This window comes from Streptomyces sp. NPDC021115 (genome assembly GCF_044333065.1).
Classification (GTDB): domain Bacteria; phylum Actinomycetota; class Actinomycetes; order Streptomycetales; family Streptomycetaceae; genus Streptomyces.
Window position 1 is genome coordinate 568,286 of sequence record NZ_JBIRQF010000001.1, and the last position, 18,549, is coordinate 586,834.

18 protein-coding genes and 1 riboswitch are annotated in these 18,549 nt (G+C 70.7%); of the genes, 11 read left to right on the forward strand and 7 right to left on the reverse strand.

Annotated elements, in window-relative coordinates; all coding sequences use genetic code 11:
* Positions 1-23 precede the first annotated feature (23 nt).
* Entirely contained in the window at positions 24-935 is a 912-nt protein-coding gene (locus ACH4TL_RS02555; RefSeq protein WP_398313205.1) for a glutaminase, read from the reverse strand.
* 169 nt (positions 936-1,104) lie between these two features.
* On the opposite strand from ACH4TL_RS02555, the gene ACH4TL_RS02560 reads away from it, so the two are divergent.
* Complete coding sequence (locus tag ACH4TL_RS02560) at positions 1,105-1,695, forward strand: N-acetylmuramoyl-L-alanine amidase (protein ID WP_398313203.1); 591 nt, start codon at positions 1,105-1,107, stop codon at positions 1,693-1,695.
* Between the two features lie 36 nt (positions 1,696-1,731).
* On the opposite strand, the gene ACH4TL_RS02565 is transcribed toward ACH4TL_RS02560, so the two are convergent.
* Entirely contained in the window at positions 1,732-3,342 is a 1,611-nt protein-coding gene (locus ACH4TL_RS02565; RefSeq protein WP_398313201.1) for a Na+/H+ antiporter, read from the reverse strand.
* 111 nt (positions 3,343-3,453) lie between these two features.
* Here ACH4TL_RS02565 and ACH4TL_RS02570 point away from each other — a divergent pair, with 111 nt between their 5' ends.
* The 4 genes from ACH4TL_RS02570 to ACH4TL_RS02585 all read left to right on the forward strand — a co-directional run bounded on the left by ACH4TL_RS02570 (position 3,454) and on the right by ACH4TL_RS02585 (position 5,909).
* A complete protein-coding gene (locus ACH4TL_RS02570; protein ID WP_398313714.1) occupies positions 3,454-3,714 on the forward strand; it encodes a UBP-type zinc finger domain-containing protein in 261 nt (86 codons plus the stop codon).
* A 66-nt stretch (positions 3,715-3,780) separates the two neighbouring features.
* On the forward strand, positions 3,781-4,320 hold the full coding sequence (locus tag ACH4TL_RS02575; protein WP_398313199.1) for a GNAT family N-acetyltransferase: 540 nt from the start codon (positions 3,781-3,783) through the stop codon (positions 4,318-4,320).
* Between the two features lie 246 nt (positions 4,321-4,566).
* A complete protein-coding gene (locus tag ACH4TL_RS02580; protein ID WP_009715155.1) occupies positions 4,567-4,980 on the forward strand; it encodes an anti-sigma regulatory factor in 414 nt (137 codons plus the stop codon).
* A gap of 17 nt (positions 4,981-4,997) precedes the next feature.
* A complete protein-coding gene (locus ACH4TL_RS02585; protein ID WP_398313197.1) occupies positions 4,998-5,909 on the forward strand; it encodes an RNA polymerase sigma factor SigF in 912 nt (303 codons plus the stop codon).
* Positions 5,910-5,951: 42 nt separating this feature from the next.
* Here ACH4TL_RS02585 and ACH4TL_RS02590 read toward each other — a convergent pair whose 3' ends face one another.
* Positions 5,952-6,458: a hypothetical protein gene (locus ACH4TL_RS02590; protein ID WP_398313195.1), complete on the reverse strand. Its 507-nt coding sequence runs from the start codon at positions 6,456-6,458 to the stop codon at positions 5,952-5,954.
* A gap of 83 nt (positions 6,459-6,541) precedes the next feature.
* Between ACH4TL_RS02590 and ACH4TL_RS02595 the strand changes: the two genes are divergently transcribed.
* On the forward strand, positions 6,542-7,510 hold the full coding sequence (locus tag ACH4TL_RS02595) for a diacylglycerol/lipid kinase family protein (RefSeq protein WP_398313193.1): 969 nt from the start codon (positions 6,542-6,544) through the stop codon (positions 7,508-7,510).
* A 322-nt stretch (positions 7,511-7,832) separates the two neighbouring features.
* Positions 7,833-8,090 carry a WhiB family transcriptional regulator gene (locus tag ACH4TL_RS02600; RefSeq protein ID WP_003953983.1) on the forward strand — a complete coding sequence of 86 codons (258 nt, stop codon included), beginning with the start codon at positions 7,833-7,835 and terminating at the stop codon, positions 8,088-8,090.
* A 142-nt stretch (positions 8,091-8,232) separates the two neighbouring features.
* Here ACH4TL_RS02600 and ACH4TL_RS02605 read toward each other — a convergent pair whose 3' ends face one another.
* The 3 genes from ACH4TL_RS02605 to ACH4TL_RS02615 form a co-directional block, all read right to left on the reverse strand.
* Positions 8,233-9,705, reverse strand: a complete 1,473-nt coding sequence (locus ACH4TL_RS02605) for a sensor histidine kinase (protein ID WP_398313191.1) — start codon at positions 9,703-9,705, stop codon at positions 8,233-8,235.
* A 289-nt stretch (positions 9,706-9,994) separates the two neighbouring features.
* Entirely contained in the window at positions 9,995-11,065 is a 1,071-nt protein-coding gene (locus ACH4TL_RS02610) for an SIS domain-containing protein (RefSeq protein WP_398313189.1), read from the reverse strand.
* Positions 11,066-11,107: 42 nt separating this feature from the next.
* Entirely contained in the window at positions 11,108-12,673 is a 1,566-nt protein-coding gene (locus ACH4TL_RS02615) for a glycoside hydrolase family 3 protein (RefSeq protein WP_398313187.1), read from the reverse strand.
* Between the two features lie 338 nt (positions 12,674-13,011).
* Between ACH4TL_RS02615 and ACH4TL_RS02620 the strand changes: the two genes are divergently transcribed.
* From ACH4TL_RS02620 to mctP, 3 genes are all read left to right on the forward strand, one after another.
* Positions 13,012-13,803 carry a GntR family transcriptional regulator gene (locus ACH4TL_RS02620; RefSeq protein ID WP_398313185.1) on the forward strand — a complete coding sequence of 264 codons (792 nt, stop codon included), beginning with the start codon at positions 13,012-13,014 and terminating at the stop codon, positions 13,801-13,803.
* 163 nt (positions 13,804-13,966) lie between these two features.
* On the forward strand, positions 13,967-14,221 hold the full coding sequence (locus tag ACH4TL_RS02625; protein WP_398313183.1) for a DUF3311 domain-containing protein: 255 nt from the start codon (positions 13,967-13,969) through the stop codon (positions 14,219-14,221).
* Complete coding sequence (mctP, locus tag ACH4TL_RS02630; RefSeq protein WP_398313181.1) at positions 14,218-15,849, forward strand: monocarboxylate uptake permease MctP; 1,632 nt, start codon at positions 14,218-14,220, stop codon at positions 15,847-15,849. Before ACH4TL_RS02625 ends, mctP begins: the two co-directional genes overlap by 4 nt.
* Positions 15,850-15,912: 63 nt before the next feature.
* Here mctP and ACH4TL_RS02635 read toward each other — a convergent pair whose 3' ends face one another.
* Positions 15,913-16,227: a DMT family transporter gene (locus ACH4TL_RS02635; protein WP_398313179.1), complete on the reverse strand. Its 315-nt coding sequence runs from the start codon at positions 16,225-16,227 to the stop codon at positions 15,913-15,915.
* 32 nt (positions 16,228-16,259) lie between these two features.
* Positions 16,260-16,318, reverse strand: a riboswitch (guanidine-III (ykkC-III) riboswitch).
* A 306-nt stretch (positions 16,319-16,624) separates the two neighbouring features.
* Here ACH4TL_RS02635 and phsA point away from each other — a divergent pair.
* Positions 16,625-18,511, forward strand: a complete 1,887-nt coding sequence (phsA, locus tag ACH4TL_RS02640; protein ID WP_398313177.1) for an O-aminophenol oxidase PhsA — start codon at positions 16,625-16,627, stop codon at positions 18,509-18,511.
* The last annotated feature ends 38 nt before the right edge of the window (positions 18,512-18,549 follow it).

Genomic DNA, 18,549 nt, shown 5'->3' on the forward strand with positions numbered 1-18,549 from the left:
ACGCCCCCCCCTGTGGAAAACGACTAGAAGACCGACCACCCCGTCACCGTGGTGAAGTGGTCCAGCGCCGCCACCCCGGCCACCGAGTTGCCGCGGGCGTCCAGGCCGGGGCTCCACACGCACAGCGTGCAGCGCCCCGGGATCACGGCGATGATCCCGCCGCCCACCCCGCTCTTGCCGGGCAGCCCGACGCGGTACGCGAAGTCGCCCGCCGCGTCGTACGTCCCGCAGGTGAGCATGACCGCGTTGACCCGCTTCGCCTCGCGCCGCGACAGCAGCCGGGAGCCGTCCGCGCGCAGTCCGTGGCGGGCCAGGAAGCCGCCCGCGAGGGCCAGGTCGCGGCAGCTCATCTCGATCGAGCACTGCCAGAAGTAGTGTTCGAGGACGGTCGGCACGGGGTTGTCGAGGTTGCCGTAGCTCGCCATGAAGTGCGCGAGGGCGGCATTGCGGTCGCCGTGGCCGGACTCGGACTCGGCGACGACCGGGTCGAAGGACAGGTCGGGGTTGCCGCTCTCGGCGCGCAGGAAGTCCAGCATGGTGGTGCTGGCGTCGCCGGTGAGGCTGTGCAGCCGGTCGGTGACGACCAGCGCACCGGCGTTGATGAACGGATTGCGCGGGATGCCGTTCTCGTGCTCCAGCTGCACCAGGGAGTTGAACGGGTTGCCCGAGGGCTCCCGGCCGACCCGCCGCCACAGCTTCTCCCCGTCCTGCGCGAGGACGAGCGCGAGGCCGAACGCCTTGGAGATCGACTGCACGGAGAACGGCCGCTCCCAGTCGCCGACGCCGGTGACATTGCCGTCGGCGTCCGCGAGGGCGATACCGAAGTGCGCCGGGTCGACCGCCGCGAGCGCGGGGATGTACTGGGCCACCTGACCCCGGCCGATGTGGGGCGCCACATGGGCTGCGACCTCGTCGAGTACGTCCTGGTAGTGCATGGTGCGGCGGTTCTCCTGCGCGTCGTCGGGCGGATCAGACGCACCATAACGGCCGCTCTCAACCGCCCCTCAACCAGGACTCGATGACCCACCGTGTTTTTGGGTAAGCATACGGTGATACAGGTGGGCCGCGACCGGCGCCCGCCGCACGATCAGAACGGAGGCGGTCATGTCGTCACCCATGTCCGCGGGGGACTTCCTGGCGGCGCTGAAGGACGAGGGCCTGCGCGTGGTGCAGGTCGGCGACTGGCAGAACCACAACCGGAACCACAAGGGGCCGTGGGGCGGAGTCCACGGTGTGATGATCCACCACACCGTCACCTCCGGCACCGACCTCACCGTCGAGATCTGCCGGGACGGCTACGAGGAGCTGCCCGGCCCGCTGTGCCACGGCGTGATCGCCAAGGACGGCGCGGTGCATCTCGTCGGCTACGGCCGCGCCAACCACGCGGGGCTCGGCGACGACGACGTCCTGCGCGCCGTGATCGCGGAGAAGGCCCTCCCGCCCGACAACGAGGCCAACACGGACGGCAATCGCGCCTTCTACGGCTTCGAATGCGAAAACCTCGGCGACGGGAAGGACCCGTGGCCCGAGGCCCAACTGGACGCCATCGCCCGGGCGGCGGCGGCGATCTGCCGCCGTCACGGCTGGACCGAGCGGTCGGTGATCGGCCATCTCGAATGGCAGCCGGGCAAGATCGACCCCCGGGGATTCACGATGGACTGGATGCGCGCCCGCATCCATGAGCTGCTGAAGTAGCGGCCACCCGCGGTGGGCGGGCCCCGGCCGGAGAGGTCAGGGCCCGCCCTCCGCGGTTTCCTCCCGGTAGGCGGCCGCCTCCTCCAGATCCAGTCGGCGCAGCAGCGTACGCAGCATCTCGTCGTCGATCCGGCGCGCGTCCCGCAGCTTCACGAACACCTCGCGCTCGCTGCCGATCACCTCACGCGCCAGCCTGCGGTAGGTGTCGTCCGCCGACTCCCCCGTCACCTCGTTGACCGTGCCGAGCCGTTCCCACACCGCGTTGCGGCGCCGCTCCAGCACCAGGCGCAGCCGGTCGGCCAGCGGCGGCGGCAGCGCGTTGCGCTCGTCGGCGAGGAGTTCGTCCAGCCGCTGCTCGGCGGCGCGCGACGCCTCGGCCTGCGCCTGTGCCTCGGCGAGCGTCTCGGCCTGGACGTCGCGTCCCGGCATGCGCAGCGCCCGGATCAGGGCGGGCAGGGTGAGCCCCTGAAGGACCAGCGTCCCGATGACGGTGGTGAAGGCCAGGAAGAGGATCAGGGCGCGGGCCGGGAAGGGGGCTCCGCCGTGCACGGTCTCCGGGATCGAGAAGGCGATGGCCAGGGACACCACTCCGCGCATCCCGGCCCAGCCGATGATGACGGGCGCCCGCCAGTCGACGCCGGGCTCCCGCTCCCGGATCCTGGCGAAGAGCCAGCGCGGTACGAAGGTGGCGGGGAAGACCCAGAGGAACCGCACGGCCACCACGGCCAGGAAGACGGCGGCCGCGTACCAGGCCGCCTCGCCCGCCCCGTACTTCCCGAGGCCGCCCACCACGAGCCGCAGTTGCAGCCCGATCAGCGCGAACACGGCGGACTCCAGGATGAAGGCGATCATCTTCCAGACGGCCGCCTCCTGGAGCCGGGTCGCGAAGTCGACCTGCCAGGAGCGGTGGCCGAGGTAGAGCGCGACCACCACGACCGCCAGCACGCCCGACGCCCCGACCTGCTCGGCGGTCGCGTAGGCGGTGTACGGGATCAGCAGCGAGAGGGTGTTCTGGAGCAGCGGTTCGCGCAGCCGGGTGCGCAGCCAGTGCAGCGGCACCATCAGGATCAGACCGACGGCGATGCCGCCCACGGCCGCGAGCAGGAACTCCCCGATGGCGTGGGACCAGGTGGCGCCCTCCCCCACCGCCGCGGCGAGCGCCACCCGGTAGGCGGTGATCGCGGTCGCGTCGTTGGCCAGGGACTCGCCGCGCAGGATGGTCGTCAGCCGGGACGGCAGCCCGACCCGGCGGGCGATGGCGGTGGCCGCCACCGCGTCCGGCGGGGCGATCACCGCACCCAGCACCAGGGCGGCGGTCAGCGGCAGATCGGGCACCAGCAGATGGGTGAGCCAGCCGACGGCGAGGGTGGCGAACAGCACATAGCCGAACGACAGCAGCGCCACCGGCCGCAGATTGGCGCGCAGATCCAGATAGGAGCTGTCGAGCGCGGCGGTGTGCAGCAGCGGCGGCAGCACCAGGGGCAGCACGATCGCCGGGTCCAGGGTGTAGTCCGGCACCCCCGGCAGATACGAGACCAGCAGCCCGGCCGCGACCAGCAGCAGCGGCGCGGGCACGGGGGTGCGCCGGGCCGCGCCCGCGACCGCGGCACTGCCCGCGACCAGCATCAACAGCGGAGTGACATCCATGCCCCGGCCCGTCCCCGTTCATTGGCGTTCGTCGGCGTCCATCGCCGTTCGTCGGCGTCCATCGCCGTTCGTCGTCGTTTCGTCGGCGCGCAGCGGTTTAGTCTGGCAATCATGAAGGAGTGCCCGCATGTTCCGGCCCTGCCGCGCCCCGAACCGGACCCACAGGCCACCACCTGTCCGGAGTGCCTGACGCTCGGCAGCCATCCGGTGCAACTGCGGATCTGCCTGGAATGCGGCTATGTGGGGTGCTGCGATTCATCGCCTTATCGACACTCCACCGGGCACTTCGAGAAGACCGGACATCCGGTGATGCGCAGCTTCGAACCGGGCGAGGACTGGCGCTGGTGCTATGTGGACCTGCTGATCGTGTAGCGGGTGCCGTGCCGCGCGGGGGAATCCACTGCCACGTTGTCGGTGCGGCGAGCTAGCCTTCACCACATGATCCGATCAGCGAAGCCGTCCGACGTCCCGGCCATCCTCGCGATGATCCGCGAGCTGGCCGCGTACGAGCGGGCACCGCAGGAGGCCAGGGCCACCGAGGAGCAGTTGCACACCGCGCTCTTCGGCGAGCATCCGGCGGTTTTCGCGCTGATCGCCGAGGAGGTCGGCGGCGGAGCGGCCGAGCCGGTCGGATTCGCCCTGTGGTTCCGTAACTTCTCCACCTGGACGGGCACCCACGGGGTGTACCTGGAGGATCTGTACGTCACACCGAGAGCCCGCGGCGGCGGCCACGGCAAGGCGCTGCTGGCCGAGCTGGCACGGATCTGCGCGGAGCGGGGTTATGCCCGCTTCGAATGGTCGGTGCTGGACTGGAACGAACCGGCGATCGGCTTCTACGCGTCCATCGGCGCGGAGGCGATGGACGAATGGACCGTGCGGAGGCTGTCGGGAGAGCCGCTGCGGGCGCTGGCCGCCCAGGCTCCGGGCATAGCTCCGACCAGCGGTTCGTTGAGTGAGGCGACATCTCTTTCGAATTGAGACCGCAAACCCCTAGCCACGCTGCGTACTCATATGCTTACTATGAGTGATATCGGGAATGTTCATCTCAGGGGTTCACCCGTGACGGGGGCCGTGCTTCGTCCGGGCGACACCGAGTGGCAGATCGCGATAGCGTCGCAGCCGAACCGCACATCGCGCCGGTCCGTTATCCCTCCACCATAAGGGCATATGGCCGACGCTCCAATCAGCTCAGCTCAAACAGCTTGTGTCACCTTGGAGGTGAGGGTGTCCCAGATCGCAGGCGAGCCCGGGACCCAGGACTTCGTGGAAGTCCGGCTGCCCGCTGCGGGGGCCTATCTGTCGGTGCTGCGTACGGCGACCGCCGGCCTGGCAGCCCGCTTGGACTTCACCCTCGACGAAATCGAGGATCTGCGCATCGCGGTCGACGAGGCCTGCGCGATCCTGTTGCAGCAAGCCGTCCCCGGCAGTGTGCTGAGCTGCGTCTTCCGACTGATCGACGACGCACTTCAGGTGACCGTGGCGGCTCCGACCACCGACGGCCGCGCTCCCGAGCGCGACACCTTCGCCTGGACGGTGCTCTCCGCACTGGCGGGCAAGGTGGATTCGACCGTCGCCGAGGACCGCACGGTCAGCATCAGTCTGTACAAGGAGCGCGGCGCCGGCCCCGGACAGCCGTGACGGACAAAGGGGGCTCCGTGAGCACTGCATCATCGCGGGGAGTACATACCCCGGCCATCCCGCACCCGCCGGCCCGACCGCATCCCGCGGACGCGGAGGCGGCAGGAGACCGACCAGAGCGGGCGGACCACATGGATCAGCACGAGCAGGAGCAGGTGCATCAGGAGCACGATCCGCACGACCGGAGCGGCGCGCGGGCGATGTTCGTCGAGCTGCGGGGCCTCCCAGAGGGCTCCACGGAGCGGGCCGAGCTGCGCAACAACCTCGTGCGAATGCACCTGCCCCTGGTCGAGCACCTGGCCCGGCGCTTCCGCAACCGCGGCGAGCCGCTGGACGACCTGACCCAGGTGGCCACCATCGGACTGATCAAGTCCGTGGACCGGTTCGACCCGGACCGCGGTGTGGAGTTCTCGACCTACGCGACCCCCACGGTCGTCGGCGAGATCAAGCGGCACTTCCGCGACAAGGGCTGGGCGGTGCGGGTGCCGCGCCGGCTCCAGGAGCTGCGGCTCTCGCTGACCACGGCCACCGCCGAGCTGTCCCAGCGGCACGGGCGCGCCCCGACCGTCCATGAGCTGGCCGAGCATCTGGCCATCTCCGAGGAGGAGGTGCTGGAGGGCCTGGAGTCCGCCAACGCGTACAGCACCCTCTCGCTGGACGTGCCGGACACGGACGACGAGTCCCCGGCGGTGGCGGACACCCTCGGCGCGGAGGACGAGGCGCTGGAGGGCGTCGAGTACCGCGAATCCCTCAAGCCGCTGCTGGAGGATCTGCCGCCGCGCGAGAAGAAGATCCTGCTGCTGCGCTTCTTCGGCAACATGACGCAGTCGCAGATCGCGCAGGAGGTCGGCATCTCCCAGATGCACGTCTCACGCCTGCTGGCCCGCACCCTCGCCCAGCTGCGGGACCGCCTGCTGGTCGAGGAGTAGCGAGCGGACCCGCCCGGTGCCCGGGGCCAGCCCCGGGCACTCCTAGGCGTCGCGCGGGCCGATACCCAGGGCTTCCGTCGCGGTCGGGTTGATCAGCAGGCCCAGGACGGCGACGGCCGCGATGGCGGTCAGCACACCGGCGATGATCAGCGCGCCGCCGTTCTGCACGAGCGTCCAGGCCACCGGCAGCGCCATCAGCTGGGTGATCATCGCGGGGCCGCGGCTCCAGCGGCGCCGCAGCCACAGCCCGCGGGCCGCCAGCAGCGGCAGCAGGGCCAGGGCGAGCACGGTGATCCCGAGCGTCTCCGCCTGCTCCGGGCTCTCCGGGTTCCCGGCAAGACCCATGATCAGGACGTAGACGCCGAACCCCACGAGCACCAGGCCCTCGACGGCGGCCAGCGCGGCGGCCACGGTCAGCCGGGCCGGACGCGGCCCCTCGGGCGCGTCGGCGGCCTTGGCGGCGTCGGCAGGCTTGGCGGTGGCGGCCTTCGCGGCGGACTGGGCAGCCTTGGCGGCCGTCTTGGCGGGGGCGGGCTTCTTCCTGCTCACCCCAGCAGCGTAGCCGCCGGTGGACCCGGGTGGGCGGGGCCGGGGTTCGGGGAACGCCCCGGCGGGTCGGTAGGCTGGCGCCCATGCGCGCACTCCTTGTGGTCAATCCGGCAGCAACCACCACCAGTGCCCGCACTCGTGACGTCCTGATCCACGCGCTCGCCAGCGATCTGAAGCTCGACGTGGCGACCACGGAGTACCGGGGGCACGCGCGCGATCTGGCCCGTCGCGCGGTCGACGGCGGCACCCATGAGCTGGTCGTGGCGCTGGGCGGCGACGGCACGGTCAACGAGGTCGTCAACGGACTGCTGCACGAAGGCCCCGCACCGGGTGAACTGCCGCGCCTCGCGGTGGTCCCCGGCGGCTCCACCAATGTGTTCGCCCGCGCCCTGGGGCTGCCCAACGACGCCGTCGAGGCGACCGGCGCCCTGCTGGACGCGCTGCGGGACGGCACGGAGCGCACCGTGGGCCTCGGGCTCGCGGCCGGGACCCCGGGCACCGCGGACGAGTCGGTGCCCGCCCGCTGGTTCACCTTCTGCGCGGGCTTCGGCTTCGACGCGAGCGTGATCGGCCGGGTCGAGCAGCAGCGGGAACGCGGCAAGCGTTCGACCCATGCCCTCTACATACGGCAGATGATGCGCCAGTTCTTCGGGGAGCAGAACCGGCGGCAGGGCACCATCACGCTCGGGCGGCCCGGCCAGGACCCGGTGGAGGAGCTGGCGCTGTCCATAGTCTGCAACACCTCCCCGTGGACGTATCTGGGCAACCGCCCGATCTACGCGGCGCCGCGCGCGTCCTTCGACACCGCCCTTGACGTGCTGGGACTCGCCAAGCTGTCGGCACCGGCGATGACCCGCTACGCGACCCAGCTGCTGACGTCGACGCCCGAGCGGGGGCCGCACGGCAAGCATGTGGTGGGGCTCCACGATCTGACGGACTTCACCTTGCAATCCCAGGCGCCACTGCCGTTCCAGATGGACGGTGACCACCTGGGACTGCGTACGAGCGTGACGTTCACAGGCGTACGCCGTGCACTGCGTGTGATTGTGTGAGTCAGACCCCATAAAGTCCTTGTAGTCGAACGTTTAGGCTGGGATCCACCCCCCGGAAGTACGGCTGTGATACAGCCGACACCAAGGAATCAAAAAAAACTTTCCGGAAGGGGTTGTATCCGCCGCCGAGGTTTGCGAATCTCTTCTTGGCGATCGGGACGGCCGGACGAAAGGCCCCCTTGAGAGCCCGAACCCCCTCCTCAAACCCAACCGGGATCGCACCAGTCCCCAAACTGGCAGCCTCCCTGTCCTTGTCGAGGGATTCGTGAAAGCGTTCACATTCACAAGCAACAAGCCCGCAATACGAGGAGATGGAGCAGCCATGGACTGGCGTCACAACGCCGTTTGCCGCGAGGAAGACCCCGAGCTGTTCTTCCCCATCGGCAACACCGGTCCTGCGCTGCTGCAGATCGAGGAAGCCAAGGCCGTCTGCCGTCGCTGCCCCGTCATGGAGCAGTGTCTGCAGTGGGCGCTTGAGTCCGGCCAGGACTCCGGCGTCTGGGGTGGACTCAGCGAGGACGAGCGCCGCGCCATGAAGCGCCGTGCCGCTCGGAACCGGGCGCGGAACGCCAGCGCCTGACCCTGATTCGCCCCGTGGCCCCCGAGCCGCAGCGCGCAGTAGCCCCGATGCGCACAGCAACGTGAGCTTTTGAGCCCCGGACCATCACGGTCCGGGGCTCAGTGCGTTGCCGATGACTTCTGTGAGAAAGCCGTGAAGATGCTCAGGTCTTCTCGGCATCCACCGGTATGTCGAGGACCACACGCGTGCCGCGCTCCGGAGCGGGCACCATGTCGAAGGTGCCACCCAGTTCGCCCTCCACCAGGGTGCGGACGATCTGGAGGCCGAGGTTTCCGGCGCGCTGGGGGTCGAAGCCCTCGGGCAGCCCGCGCCCGTCGTCCTGGACGACCACCTTCAGCCGGCTCTCCTCACCGGTGCCGCCGCGCACCGCGGAGACCTCGACCGTGCCCTGCTCCCCCGGCCCGAAGCCGTGCTCCAGCGCGTTCTGCAGCACCTCGGTGAGGACCATGGACAGCGGGGTGGCCACCTCGGCGTCGAGGATGCCGAACCGTCCGGTGCGGCGGCCGGTGACCTTGCCGGGCGCTATCTCGGCCACCATCGCCAGCACCCGGTCGGCTATGTCGTCGAACTCGACCCGCTCGTCCAGCGTCTGGGACAGGGTCTCGTGGACGATGGCGATCGAACCGACCCGGCGCACCGCCTCGTTGAGCGCCTCCCGCCCCTGGGCGGAGTCCATCCGGCGGGCCTGGAGCCGCAGTAGCGCGGCCACCGTCTGGAGGTTGTTCTTCACCCGGTGGTGGATCTCCCGGATGGTGGCGTCCTTGGTGATCAGCTCCCGTTCGCGGCGGCGCAGTTCGGTGACGTCCCGGAGCAGGACGAGCGAGCCGATGTGCAGGCCCTTGGGCTTGAGCGGGATGGCCCGCAGCTGGATGACGCCGTTCTCACCGCTCTCGACCTCGAACTCGCGGGGCGCCCAGCCGCTGGCGAGCTTGACCAGCGCCTCGTCCACCGGGCCGCGCGCCGGGGCCAGTTCGGCGGTGGTCTCGCCCAGGTGGTGGCCGACGAGGTCGGCGGCGAGCCCGAGCCGGTGGTAGGCGGAGAGCGCGTTGGGGCTGGCGTACTGGACCACGCCGTCCGCGTCGAGCCGGATCAGCCCGTCGCCGACGCGCGGTGAGGCGTCCATGTCGACCTGCTGGCCGGGGAAGGGAAACGCCCCGGCGGCGATCATCTGGGCCAGGTCGGACGCGCTCTGGAGATAGGTCAGCTCCAGCCGGCTGGGCGTCCGTACGGTCAGCAGATTGGTGTTGCGGGCGATCACGCCGAGGACCCGGCTCTCCCGGCGGACCGGGATGGACTCCACCCGGACCGGGACCTCCTCGCGCCACTCGGGGTCGCCCTCGCGGACGATCCGGCCCTCGTCGAGCGCGGCATCGAGCATGGGTCGGCGGCCACGGGGAACGAGATGGCCGACCATGTCGTCCTGATAGGAGGTGGGCCCGGTGTTGGGCCGCATCTGCGCCACCGAGACATAGCGGGTGCCGTCGCTGGTGGGCACCCACAGCACGAGGTCGGCGAAGGAGAGGTCGGAGAGCAGCTGCCACTCCGATACCAGCAGGTGAAGCCACTCGAGATCGGATTCGTCGAGGGCGGTGTGCTGGTGTACGAGATCGTTCATGGAGGGCACATGGCGAGCCTACCCGGACAAGCGATGAGCCGATTCGCACATAAGCGTGGACAGACGGTACTGGTCTAGTCCAGAATGGCCAACGATGCGATCTTCCGCCCTCCCCGCACAGGAGGGTGGATCGGAGGCACACGGCGCGCTCTGCCCTGACCGCTCCGTACGCCTCTTCAGGTCGGCTGCTCGGCCGACGAGCTCCGGGCTGCGGTGCCGGGTGGGTTGAGGGTCCCGCCCCGGCGCCGCGGCCCGCGGGTGTTTCCGGGGGTCCGTCGCCCGTGAAGGCTCAGCGGGTCTCGGTGACCTTGGCCAGCGCGCGCGGCGCGTCCGGGTCCTGCCCGCGGGCGATGGTCACCTCGTACGCCAGCATCTGGAGCGGCAGGATCTCCAGGATCGGCTGGACCTCCTCCGCGACCCCCTCGGTGGGCAGCGCGAATCCGGCGGACGCGCGGTCCACCTCGGCCTGGCTGCCGATCACCACGAGGTCCGCGCCGCGGCCGCGCAGCCGTTCCAGGACGGGCTGGAGCGCCTGGCCGCCCTTGCCCTCGGTGACGATCGCGATCACCGGCGAAATGTTGTCGACCATGGCCAGCGGGCCGTGCAGCAGATCGGCGCCGGAGTAGGAGAGGGCCGGGATGTAGCTGGTCTCCATCAGCTTCAGGGCCGCTTCCTTGGCGGTGGGATAGCCGTAGCCCCGGGAGGTGAGGACCATCCGCTCGGCGAACCGGTAGCGGCCCGCGAGCTGCTTCACCTCGCCCTGCCGGTCCAGGATCTGCTGGGCGAGGTCGGGCAGCGCCTTGGCGGCCGCGCCGTCGCCGCCGCGCAGCCCCTCGACGAAGAGGTAGAGGGCGAGGAGTTCGGCGGTGTAGGTCTTGGTGGCGGGCAGCGCCTTCTCGGGCCCGGCCAGCACGTCGATGTGGAACTCGGCAGCCCCGGCCAGCGGGGAGTCCGCGTTGTTGGTGACCGCGAGGGTGATCGCCCCGGCCGCGCGGGCGGCCTCGGTGGAGGCGACCAGGTCCGGGGAGCCGCCGGACTGGCTGACGGTGATCACCAGCACATCGGTGAGGTCCTGCCGCGCGCCGTACGCGGTGGTGGTGGACATGGAGGTCAGGCCGCACGGCTTGCCCAGCAGCACCTCCAGCAGGTACTTGGCGTACAGCGCCGCGTTGTCGGAGGTGCCCCGGGCGGTGAGCAGGACGAAGCGCGGGGCGCGCGCGGCGATCAGCTCGGCGGTCTCGCGGATCTTCGGAGCGCCCTGGTCGAGAATGCGGCGCAGCACCGCGGGCTGCTCGTTCATCTCGCCGGACATGATCCGGCCCGGCTGATCGTTGCTCGGGTCCTTCGTCGTGGCGGACATCCTGGGTGCCTCCAGAGGGCTGTGCCGGTTGTGCGTGAGGTGTCAGTGCCCGGCCTCGTTGCCGGTGGTGACGCCGGTGATGACGTCCGCGGCCGCCCGCCCGCAGACCCGGGCGGCGCCGTGGGTCGCGATGTGCGGGGCCCCGCGGGGCGGTGCCTGGGGCACCCCCATCTCGACGACGACCGTGTCCGCCCGGGCGGTGAGCAGGGCGTCCAGGACGCCCGCCATCCAGCCGTGGCGGTGGGTGTCGCGTACCACAGCGACGATCCTACGGTCCGCCGCGGCGTCGAGCATCTGTGCGACCACGCCGGACGCGCCCCGGACCGCGGTGTCCTCGGGGCCGTAGGCGGCGGTCGTGGTGCCGGGCAGCGCCTGGGCCAGTTCGGCGGCGACGCCCCAGGGGGTCCGGTCGCCGACGGCGATGCTGGCCACCGGGGTGAGGGCGGCGACGAAGACGGGCCCGGCCGGCGGCCGGTACGCGGGGGCGCCCGCCGCGGGCGTGATCCGCAGGGCGCGGCGGGCGGCGGTGAGCCCCACCTCCGGGGCGGGCGCGGTACGCCGCGCCGCGGCCGGCCCTCCGGTGGCCCTGGCCCACTCCCCCAGGGCCCGGACCCGCGCCGCGGCCTCGGCCAGCCGCTCCTCGGGGAGCCGCCCGTCCGTCACGGCCGCGACCAGCGCGTCGCGCAGCCGCAGCACGGTGTCCTCGTCGGCGAGGCCGCCGCCGACGCAGATCGCGTCGGCCCCGGCGGCGATCGCCAGGACGCTGCCCCGCTCGATGCCGTACGCGTCGGCGACGGCCCGCATCTCGATGCCGTCGGTGACGATCAGGCCGTCGAAACCTAGCCCGCCCTCGGCGGCCGGGGCGCGCAGCAGCCCGTGCAGGGCGGCGGGGCTGAGGGTGGCGGGCAGGACCGGGTCGAGCGCGGGCAGCAGGATGTGCGCGCTCATCACGGCCTTGGTCCCGGCGGCGACGGCCGCCCGGAAGGGCACCAGCTCGCGGGCGGCCAGGGTCCCGGGGTCCGCGTCGATGCGCGGCAGGGCGTGGTGGGAGTCGACGGCGGTGTCGCCGTGCCCGGGGAAGTGCTTGGCGCAGGCGGCGACCCCGGCGCCCTGGAGCCCCTCGATCCAGGCGGCGGTGTGCCGGGCGACGAGCTGGGGCGAGGCGCCGAAGGAGCGGACGCCGATGACCGGGTTGTCCGGATTGGAGTTGACGTCGGCGGACGGCGCCCAGTTGAGGTTGACGCCGCACTCGGCGAGCCTGCGGCCGAGTTCGCGGGCGACGGCGTGGGTCAGCCCGGTGTCGTCGACCGCGCCGAGGGCGAGATTGCCGGGGAAGGAGGAGCCGCCGCGTACCTCCAGACGGGTGACGTCGCCGCCTTCTTCGTCGATCGCCACCAGCACGTCGTCGCGTTCGGCGCGCAGCCGGGCGGTGAGCGCGGCGAGCTGTTCGGGCGAGTCGATGTTGCGGCCGAACAGCCCGACGGAGGCCAGCCCCTCGCCGAGGCGGCGCAGCAGCCAGTCGGGGGCACAGGTGCCGGTGAAGCCGGGCTGGAGGACGGTGAGGGCGTCCCGGGTGAGGGTGGCCGAGCCGTGCGCGAGGGTCGTCATGGACGTGGATCTTCCCTCCGCCGCACCGGCGGCGGGCCCACCGACACCAGCATTGCCGCGACACCCGTCGCCACCCCGAGGCCACACGTCACGGCGTCCTACTCCCCACATCGCCGAATGAGAGGTTTAATGGTTTAGACCACTTCAGTGCAGAGCGTGGCTCTCGACCTATAGGGGTGTCAAGAGTGGACAACGCCGCTTCCGGCTCCGTTACCGGACCGACATCTCTCGACATCCGGGCAGGGCAGCCACCCCGGGGCCAGGGCGTGCCACGATGTGAGGCGCTGAAATCATCAGAGGCCGGTGACGGCGGCGGACCAGACGGCGGAAAGGGCGCGATGGAGACCGAGGGGGCAATGGCGGCGACGGCCACGACGGCCACCGCCGAGAGCGGCAACAGCTCCGGCGGGACGCGCACCGCGCGCGTCCCGAAGTACTACCACCTCAAGCGCCACTTGCTGGAGATGACCGAAACCCTGCCGCCCGGCACCCCGGTCCCCCCGGAGCGCACCCTGGCCGCCGAGTTCGACACCTCCCGCACCACCGTGCGGCAGGCGCTCCAGGAACTGGTCGTCGAGGGGCGGCTGGAGCGGATCCAGGGCAAGGGTACCTTCGTCGCCAAGCCCAAGGTGTCGCAGGCGCTGCAACTCACCTCGTACACCGAGGACATGAAGGCCCAGGGCCTGGAACCCACCTCCCAGCTGCTGGACATCGGCTATGTCACCGCCGACGACCGGCTCTCCGCGCTGCTGGACATCGCGACCGGCGGCCGGGTGCTGCGCATCGAGCGGCTGCGGCTGGCCAGCGGCGAGCCGATGGCGATCGAGACCACCCATCTGTCGGCCAAGCGCTTCCCCGCGCTGCGCCGCAGCCTGGTCAAGTACACCTCGCTCTACACCGCGCTGGCCGAGGTGTACGACGTGCACCTGGCCGAGGCCGAGGAGACCATCGAGACCTCCCTGGCCACCCCGCGCGAGGCCGGGCTGCTGGGCACCGACGTGGGCCTGCCGATGCTGATGCTCTCCCGCCACTCGCTGGACGCGGCGGGCGAACCGGTGGAGTGGGTGCGCTCGGTCTACCGCGGCGACCGCTACAAGTTCGTGGCCCGGCTCCAGCGTCCGAACGGCTGACGCGAGGGCCCGACTCCGCTTCTTTCTCATACCGATATGCGGACGGGTAGTGACGACTGCCGGTCCACGGGCTTAGATTCCTGCGCACTGCACAAATGATCAGCACCGGTGACGCACGCCGATGATCAGCACGGATGCGCCGAGGGGACGGGAGCCCGCCGCCATGTCAGACACGTCCGAAGACAGGAGACCGGTCGTCACGCCCTCGCGCGTGGTGGCCGCGCTCTGTCTCATCGCGCCCTTCGTGGCGATGCTGTGGGTCGGCTCGTACGCGAAGATCGAGCCCACCTTCATCGGCATCCCGTTCTTCTACTGGTACCAGATGCTCTGGGTGCCGATCTCGGCCGCGCTGACGACACTCGCGTACATCCTGGTCCGCCGTGAGCAGCGGGCGCGCAGGGGAGGCGGTTCCGCATGAAGGACGGCGTGAACGGCGTCGCGCTCGCCGTCTTCATCTTCTTCTTCCTCGCCGTCACGGTGATGGGCTTCCTCGCCGCCCGCTGGCGGGCCGCCGAGAACTCCGACAACCTCGACGAATGGGGTCTCGGCGGCCGTAGCTTCGGCACCTGGATCACCTGGTTCCTGCTCGGCGGCGACCTGTACACCGCGTACACCTTCGTCGCCGTTCCGGCCGCCATCTACGCGACGGGCGCGGCCGGGTTCTTCGCGGTGCCGTACACCATCCTGGTGTATCCGCTGATCTTCACCTTCCTGCCCCGGCTGTGGTCGGTGTCCCACAAGCACGGGTACGTCACCACCTCGGACTTCGTCCGCGGCCGCTTCGGCTCCAAGGGGCTCTCGCTGGCCGTCGCGATCACCGGCATCCTCGCCACCATGCCGTACATCGCCCTCCAGCTCGTCGGCATCCAGGCGGTGCTGGACGTCATGGGCGTGGGCGGCGGCGAGAACACCAACTGGTTCATCAAGGACCTGCCGCTGCTGATCGCCTTCGGTGTGCTCGCCGCGTACACCTACTCCTCCGGGCTGCGCGCCCCCGCGCTCATCGCCTTCGTCAAGGACACCCTGATCTACATCGTCATCGCGGTGGCGATCATCTACATCCCGATCAAGCTGGGCGGCTTCGACGACATCTTCGCCAAGGCGGGCCACGCGCTGTCGCAGCCGGGCCCGACCGGCGCGCCCAAGGGCGCGCTCGCCAGCGGCGACAAACAGCAGTGGGGCTACGCCACGCTCGCCCTCGGCTCTGCGCTGGCGCTCTTCATGTATCCGCACTCGATCACCGCCACGCTCTCCAGCCGCAGCCGCGAGGTGATCCGCCGCAACGCCACCATCCTGCCGCTCTACTCGCTGATGCTCGGCCTGCTGGCGCTGCTGGGCTTCATGGCGATCGCGGCGGGCGTGAAGGTGCAGAACGGACAGCTGGCCATCCCCCAGCTCTTCGAGAACATGTTCCCGGACTGGTTCGCCGGGGTCGCCTTCGCCGCCATCGGCATCGGCGCGCTCGTCCCCGCGGCCATCATGTCGATCGCCGCGGCGAACCTGTTCACCCGCAACATCTACAAGGACTTCCTGCGACCGGACGCCACCCCGGCGCAGGAGACCAAGGTCTCCAAGCTGACCTCGCTGCTGGTGAAGGTCGGCGCGCTGGCCTTCGTCCTCACCATGGACAAGACCGTCGCCATCAACTTCCAGCTGCTGGGCGGTATCTGGATCCTCCAGACCTTCCCGTCCTTGGTGGGCGGCCTGTTCACCCGCTGGTTCCACCGGTGGGCGCTGCTCGGCGGCTGGGCGGTCGGCATGGTCTACGGCACGCTCGCGGCGTACGGCGTGGCCAGCCCGACCCAGAAGCACTTCGGCGGCAGCTCGGACGAGATCCCGGGCATCGGCGAGATCGGCTACATCGGCTTCACCGCCTTCGTGCTGAACGTCGCGGTCACCGTGGTGCTGACGTTCGTCCTGCGGGCGCTGAAGGCCCCCGACGGGGTGGACGAGACGTCCCCGGCCGACTACAAGGCGGACGCGGGCGACCCCGGCGTCCAGGCCGACCTGCCCCCGGCCACGGCGGGCGCCCCCGGCGGCCACTGAGCCGGATGTCCTCACAGGCGGGCCGCCGCCTCCCTCACGGGAGGCGGCGGCCCGTTCGTACTGCTAGTGCATCAGCTTGAGGCCCACCACGCCGCTGACGATCAGGCCCAGGCAGACGATGCGCCCGGCGCTCACCGGGTCGCCGAGCGCGACCATGCCGTAGGCCGCGGTCCCCACCGCTCCGATCGCGACCCACACCGCATAGCCGGTGCCGATGGGGATGGAGCGCATCGCGTAGGACAGCCCGGCCATGCTCAGCGCGGCGGCAGCGGCGAACAGCAGGGTGGGACGGAGCCGGCTGAAGCCGTGCGACGCCGAGAGCGCCGCCGCCCAGACCGTCTCCAGCAGACCGGACAGCATCAGAAGAATCCACGCCATGGCAGGAACCTCACGTAGTAACAGGCACGCTTACTACGTCGTCTTGTCCTGACCGGGTACGACGCGCTCGTCCGGGGTGCCGGGGCACCGCGTTCCAACGTAACACCTGGAAGTGGCCCACGATCTCGGGCCGTGACTGTCCCTGATGACCAGGGTGTCCGCTGCCTACTGTGGCGGGTGCGCCGCCCTCGCCCGGCGGCGGCGAGGGCCCTCGGAGAGATGGATCGAACAGCCGGCGGCCTATGACGCATCACGCCCCTTGGGCCCAATCTACGCGGATTGACGTATTCGCCACCTTCCTCGCAACTGTTGTGCGCCCCCCGCGTGTCTGTAGGAGTGAGAAGTGTGCCGCCGGACACCGAAGGCGGCACGGGGGAAACACAACGGGGGTTCGGCGATGTCCGACACGCTTGTCCGAAACGATTTCGAGGAGTTCGAGGAGACCGGTCCGGGGAGCCCGGGCAGCACACTGGAGCCGACCGTTCCGGCCTCGCCGCCGGCGGCCGGGCTCGTGCCCTTCATGGACGCCCTGCGCATACCGCCGCGGCTGCGCCCGGACAAGGCGGAGGCGCTGGAGGGGGTCACGGTCGATCTTCGCGCGACCTGGGTGCGGTTGCACTCTCAGTTGCCGCCCACCCGGGTGTGGACCTACGAGGGGCACTTCCCCGGACCCACCATCGAGGTGCGCCGCAAGCAGCGGCTGCGGGTGACCTGGACGAACCGGCTGTCCGGCGCGTACCCGGTGACCGCGTACGAGGTTCCGATCGCCAACCCGCCCGCGAGCAACGTCCCGGGCCATGACGAGGCGGGCGCCGAGGAGGTCAAGGGGGTCGCGGAGCTGCCGCCGTGGTCGGTGACGCATCTGCACGGCGCTCCGACCGGCGCCGGTAACGACGGATGGGCGCAGAACGCGGTCTCGCCCGGTGACGCCCAGCTCTCCGAGTACCCGAACGACTGCCGCGCGACGGCGCTCTGGTACCACGACCACGCCATGCACATCACCCGGTGGAACGTGTTCACCGGTCTGGCGGGCATGTACCTCGTCCGGGACGAGGAGGAGGACGCGCTGCGGCTGCCGCGCGACGAGTACGAGGTGCCGCTGGTCCTGATGGACCGCAACCTCGACCAGGACCCCGACGGGCGGTTGACCGGGCGGCTGCTGCACAAGGTGCAGTCCATCGGCGAGGACGCCGACGGGCGCAACGTCACTATTCCGTTCAGCGGGCCGTACACGCTGGTCAACGGGGTCATCTGGCCGCACTTCGACGTGGCGGCGCGCTGGTACCGGTTCCGGGTGCTCAACGCGTCCAACGCGCGCTTCTACCGGCTGGCGCTGGTCGACGAGGAGACCGGTGAGCAGGTGACCGGGGCGGTCAAGCAGATCGGGACGGACGGTGGACTGCTGGACCGCCCGGTGGACCTCGACGCTCCGGTGTCGATCGCGCCGTCCGAGCGGCTCGACCTGCTGATCGACTTTTCCCGGCTGCGCGGCCGCACCCTGCGCCTGGTCAACACCCCGGACGGGAAGAACCCGGGCGAGGCCGACGAGGCGCGCGGGATTCCGTACCCGCAGATGATGCAGTTCCGGGTGGACCGCGACCCGGTCCGCGACCGTTTCGTCCTGCCGAAGGTGCTCTCCTCGTTCCAGCGGATCACCCACGCCAACGCCCCGGCCCACGGGCACCGGATCATCGCCCTCACCCCGCCCGGCACGGTCGGCGGCAACGGCCACCCGGAGATCTGGGAGCTGCGGCAGGTCGCCGAGGACGAAGTGACGGTCCCGGGCGACGGGGTCGTCCAGATCAGGAACGACAAGGGTGAGACGGCCACCTACCAGCGGATCTCCCGTACCTTCGACGATGCCATGGGCATCAGCGTCGAGCTGGGTTCCTGGGAGCAGTGGAGCTTCCTCAACCTGGGCGGTCCGACCCATCCGATGCACATCCACCTGATCAGCTTCCAGGCCATGAGCCGTCAGGCGTACGCGGCTGGCGGCTTCGACCCGGCGGTGGGCGGCACCGGCAAGGACGCGCCGGTCGCCTACTCCGGGGAGTTGGAGGTGCTGCCGAGCGAGCGGGGCTGGAAGGACACCATCCAGGTCGCGGGCGGCCAGATGGTCAACGTCATCGGCCACTACACCGGCGCGACAGGCCGCTTCATGTACCACTGCCACATCCTGGAGCACGAGGACATGGCGATGATGCGGCCGTTCCTGGTGACCCCGGGCGAAGTGCTGGCCTTCGACCACCACCGCCCGGGCGGTGGCCACCACGGCGTCGCCTGAGACGCGTCGGCACCGGCAGCCGGGGTGCCCGGCTGCCG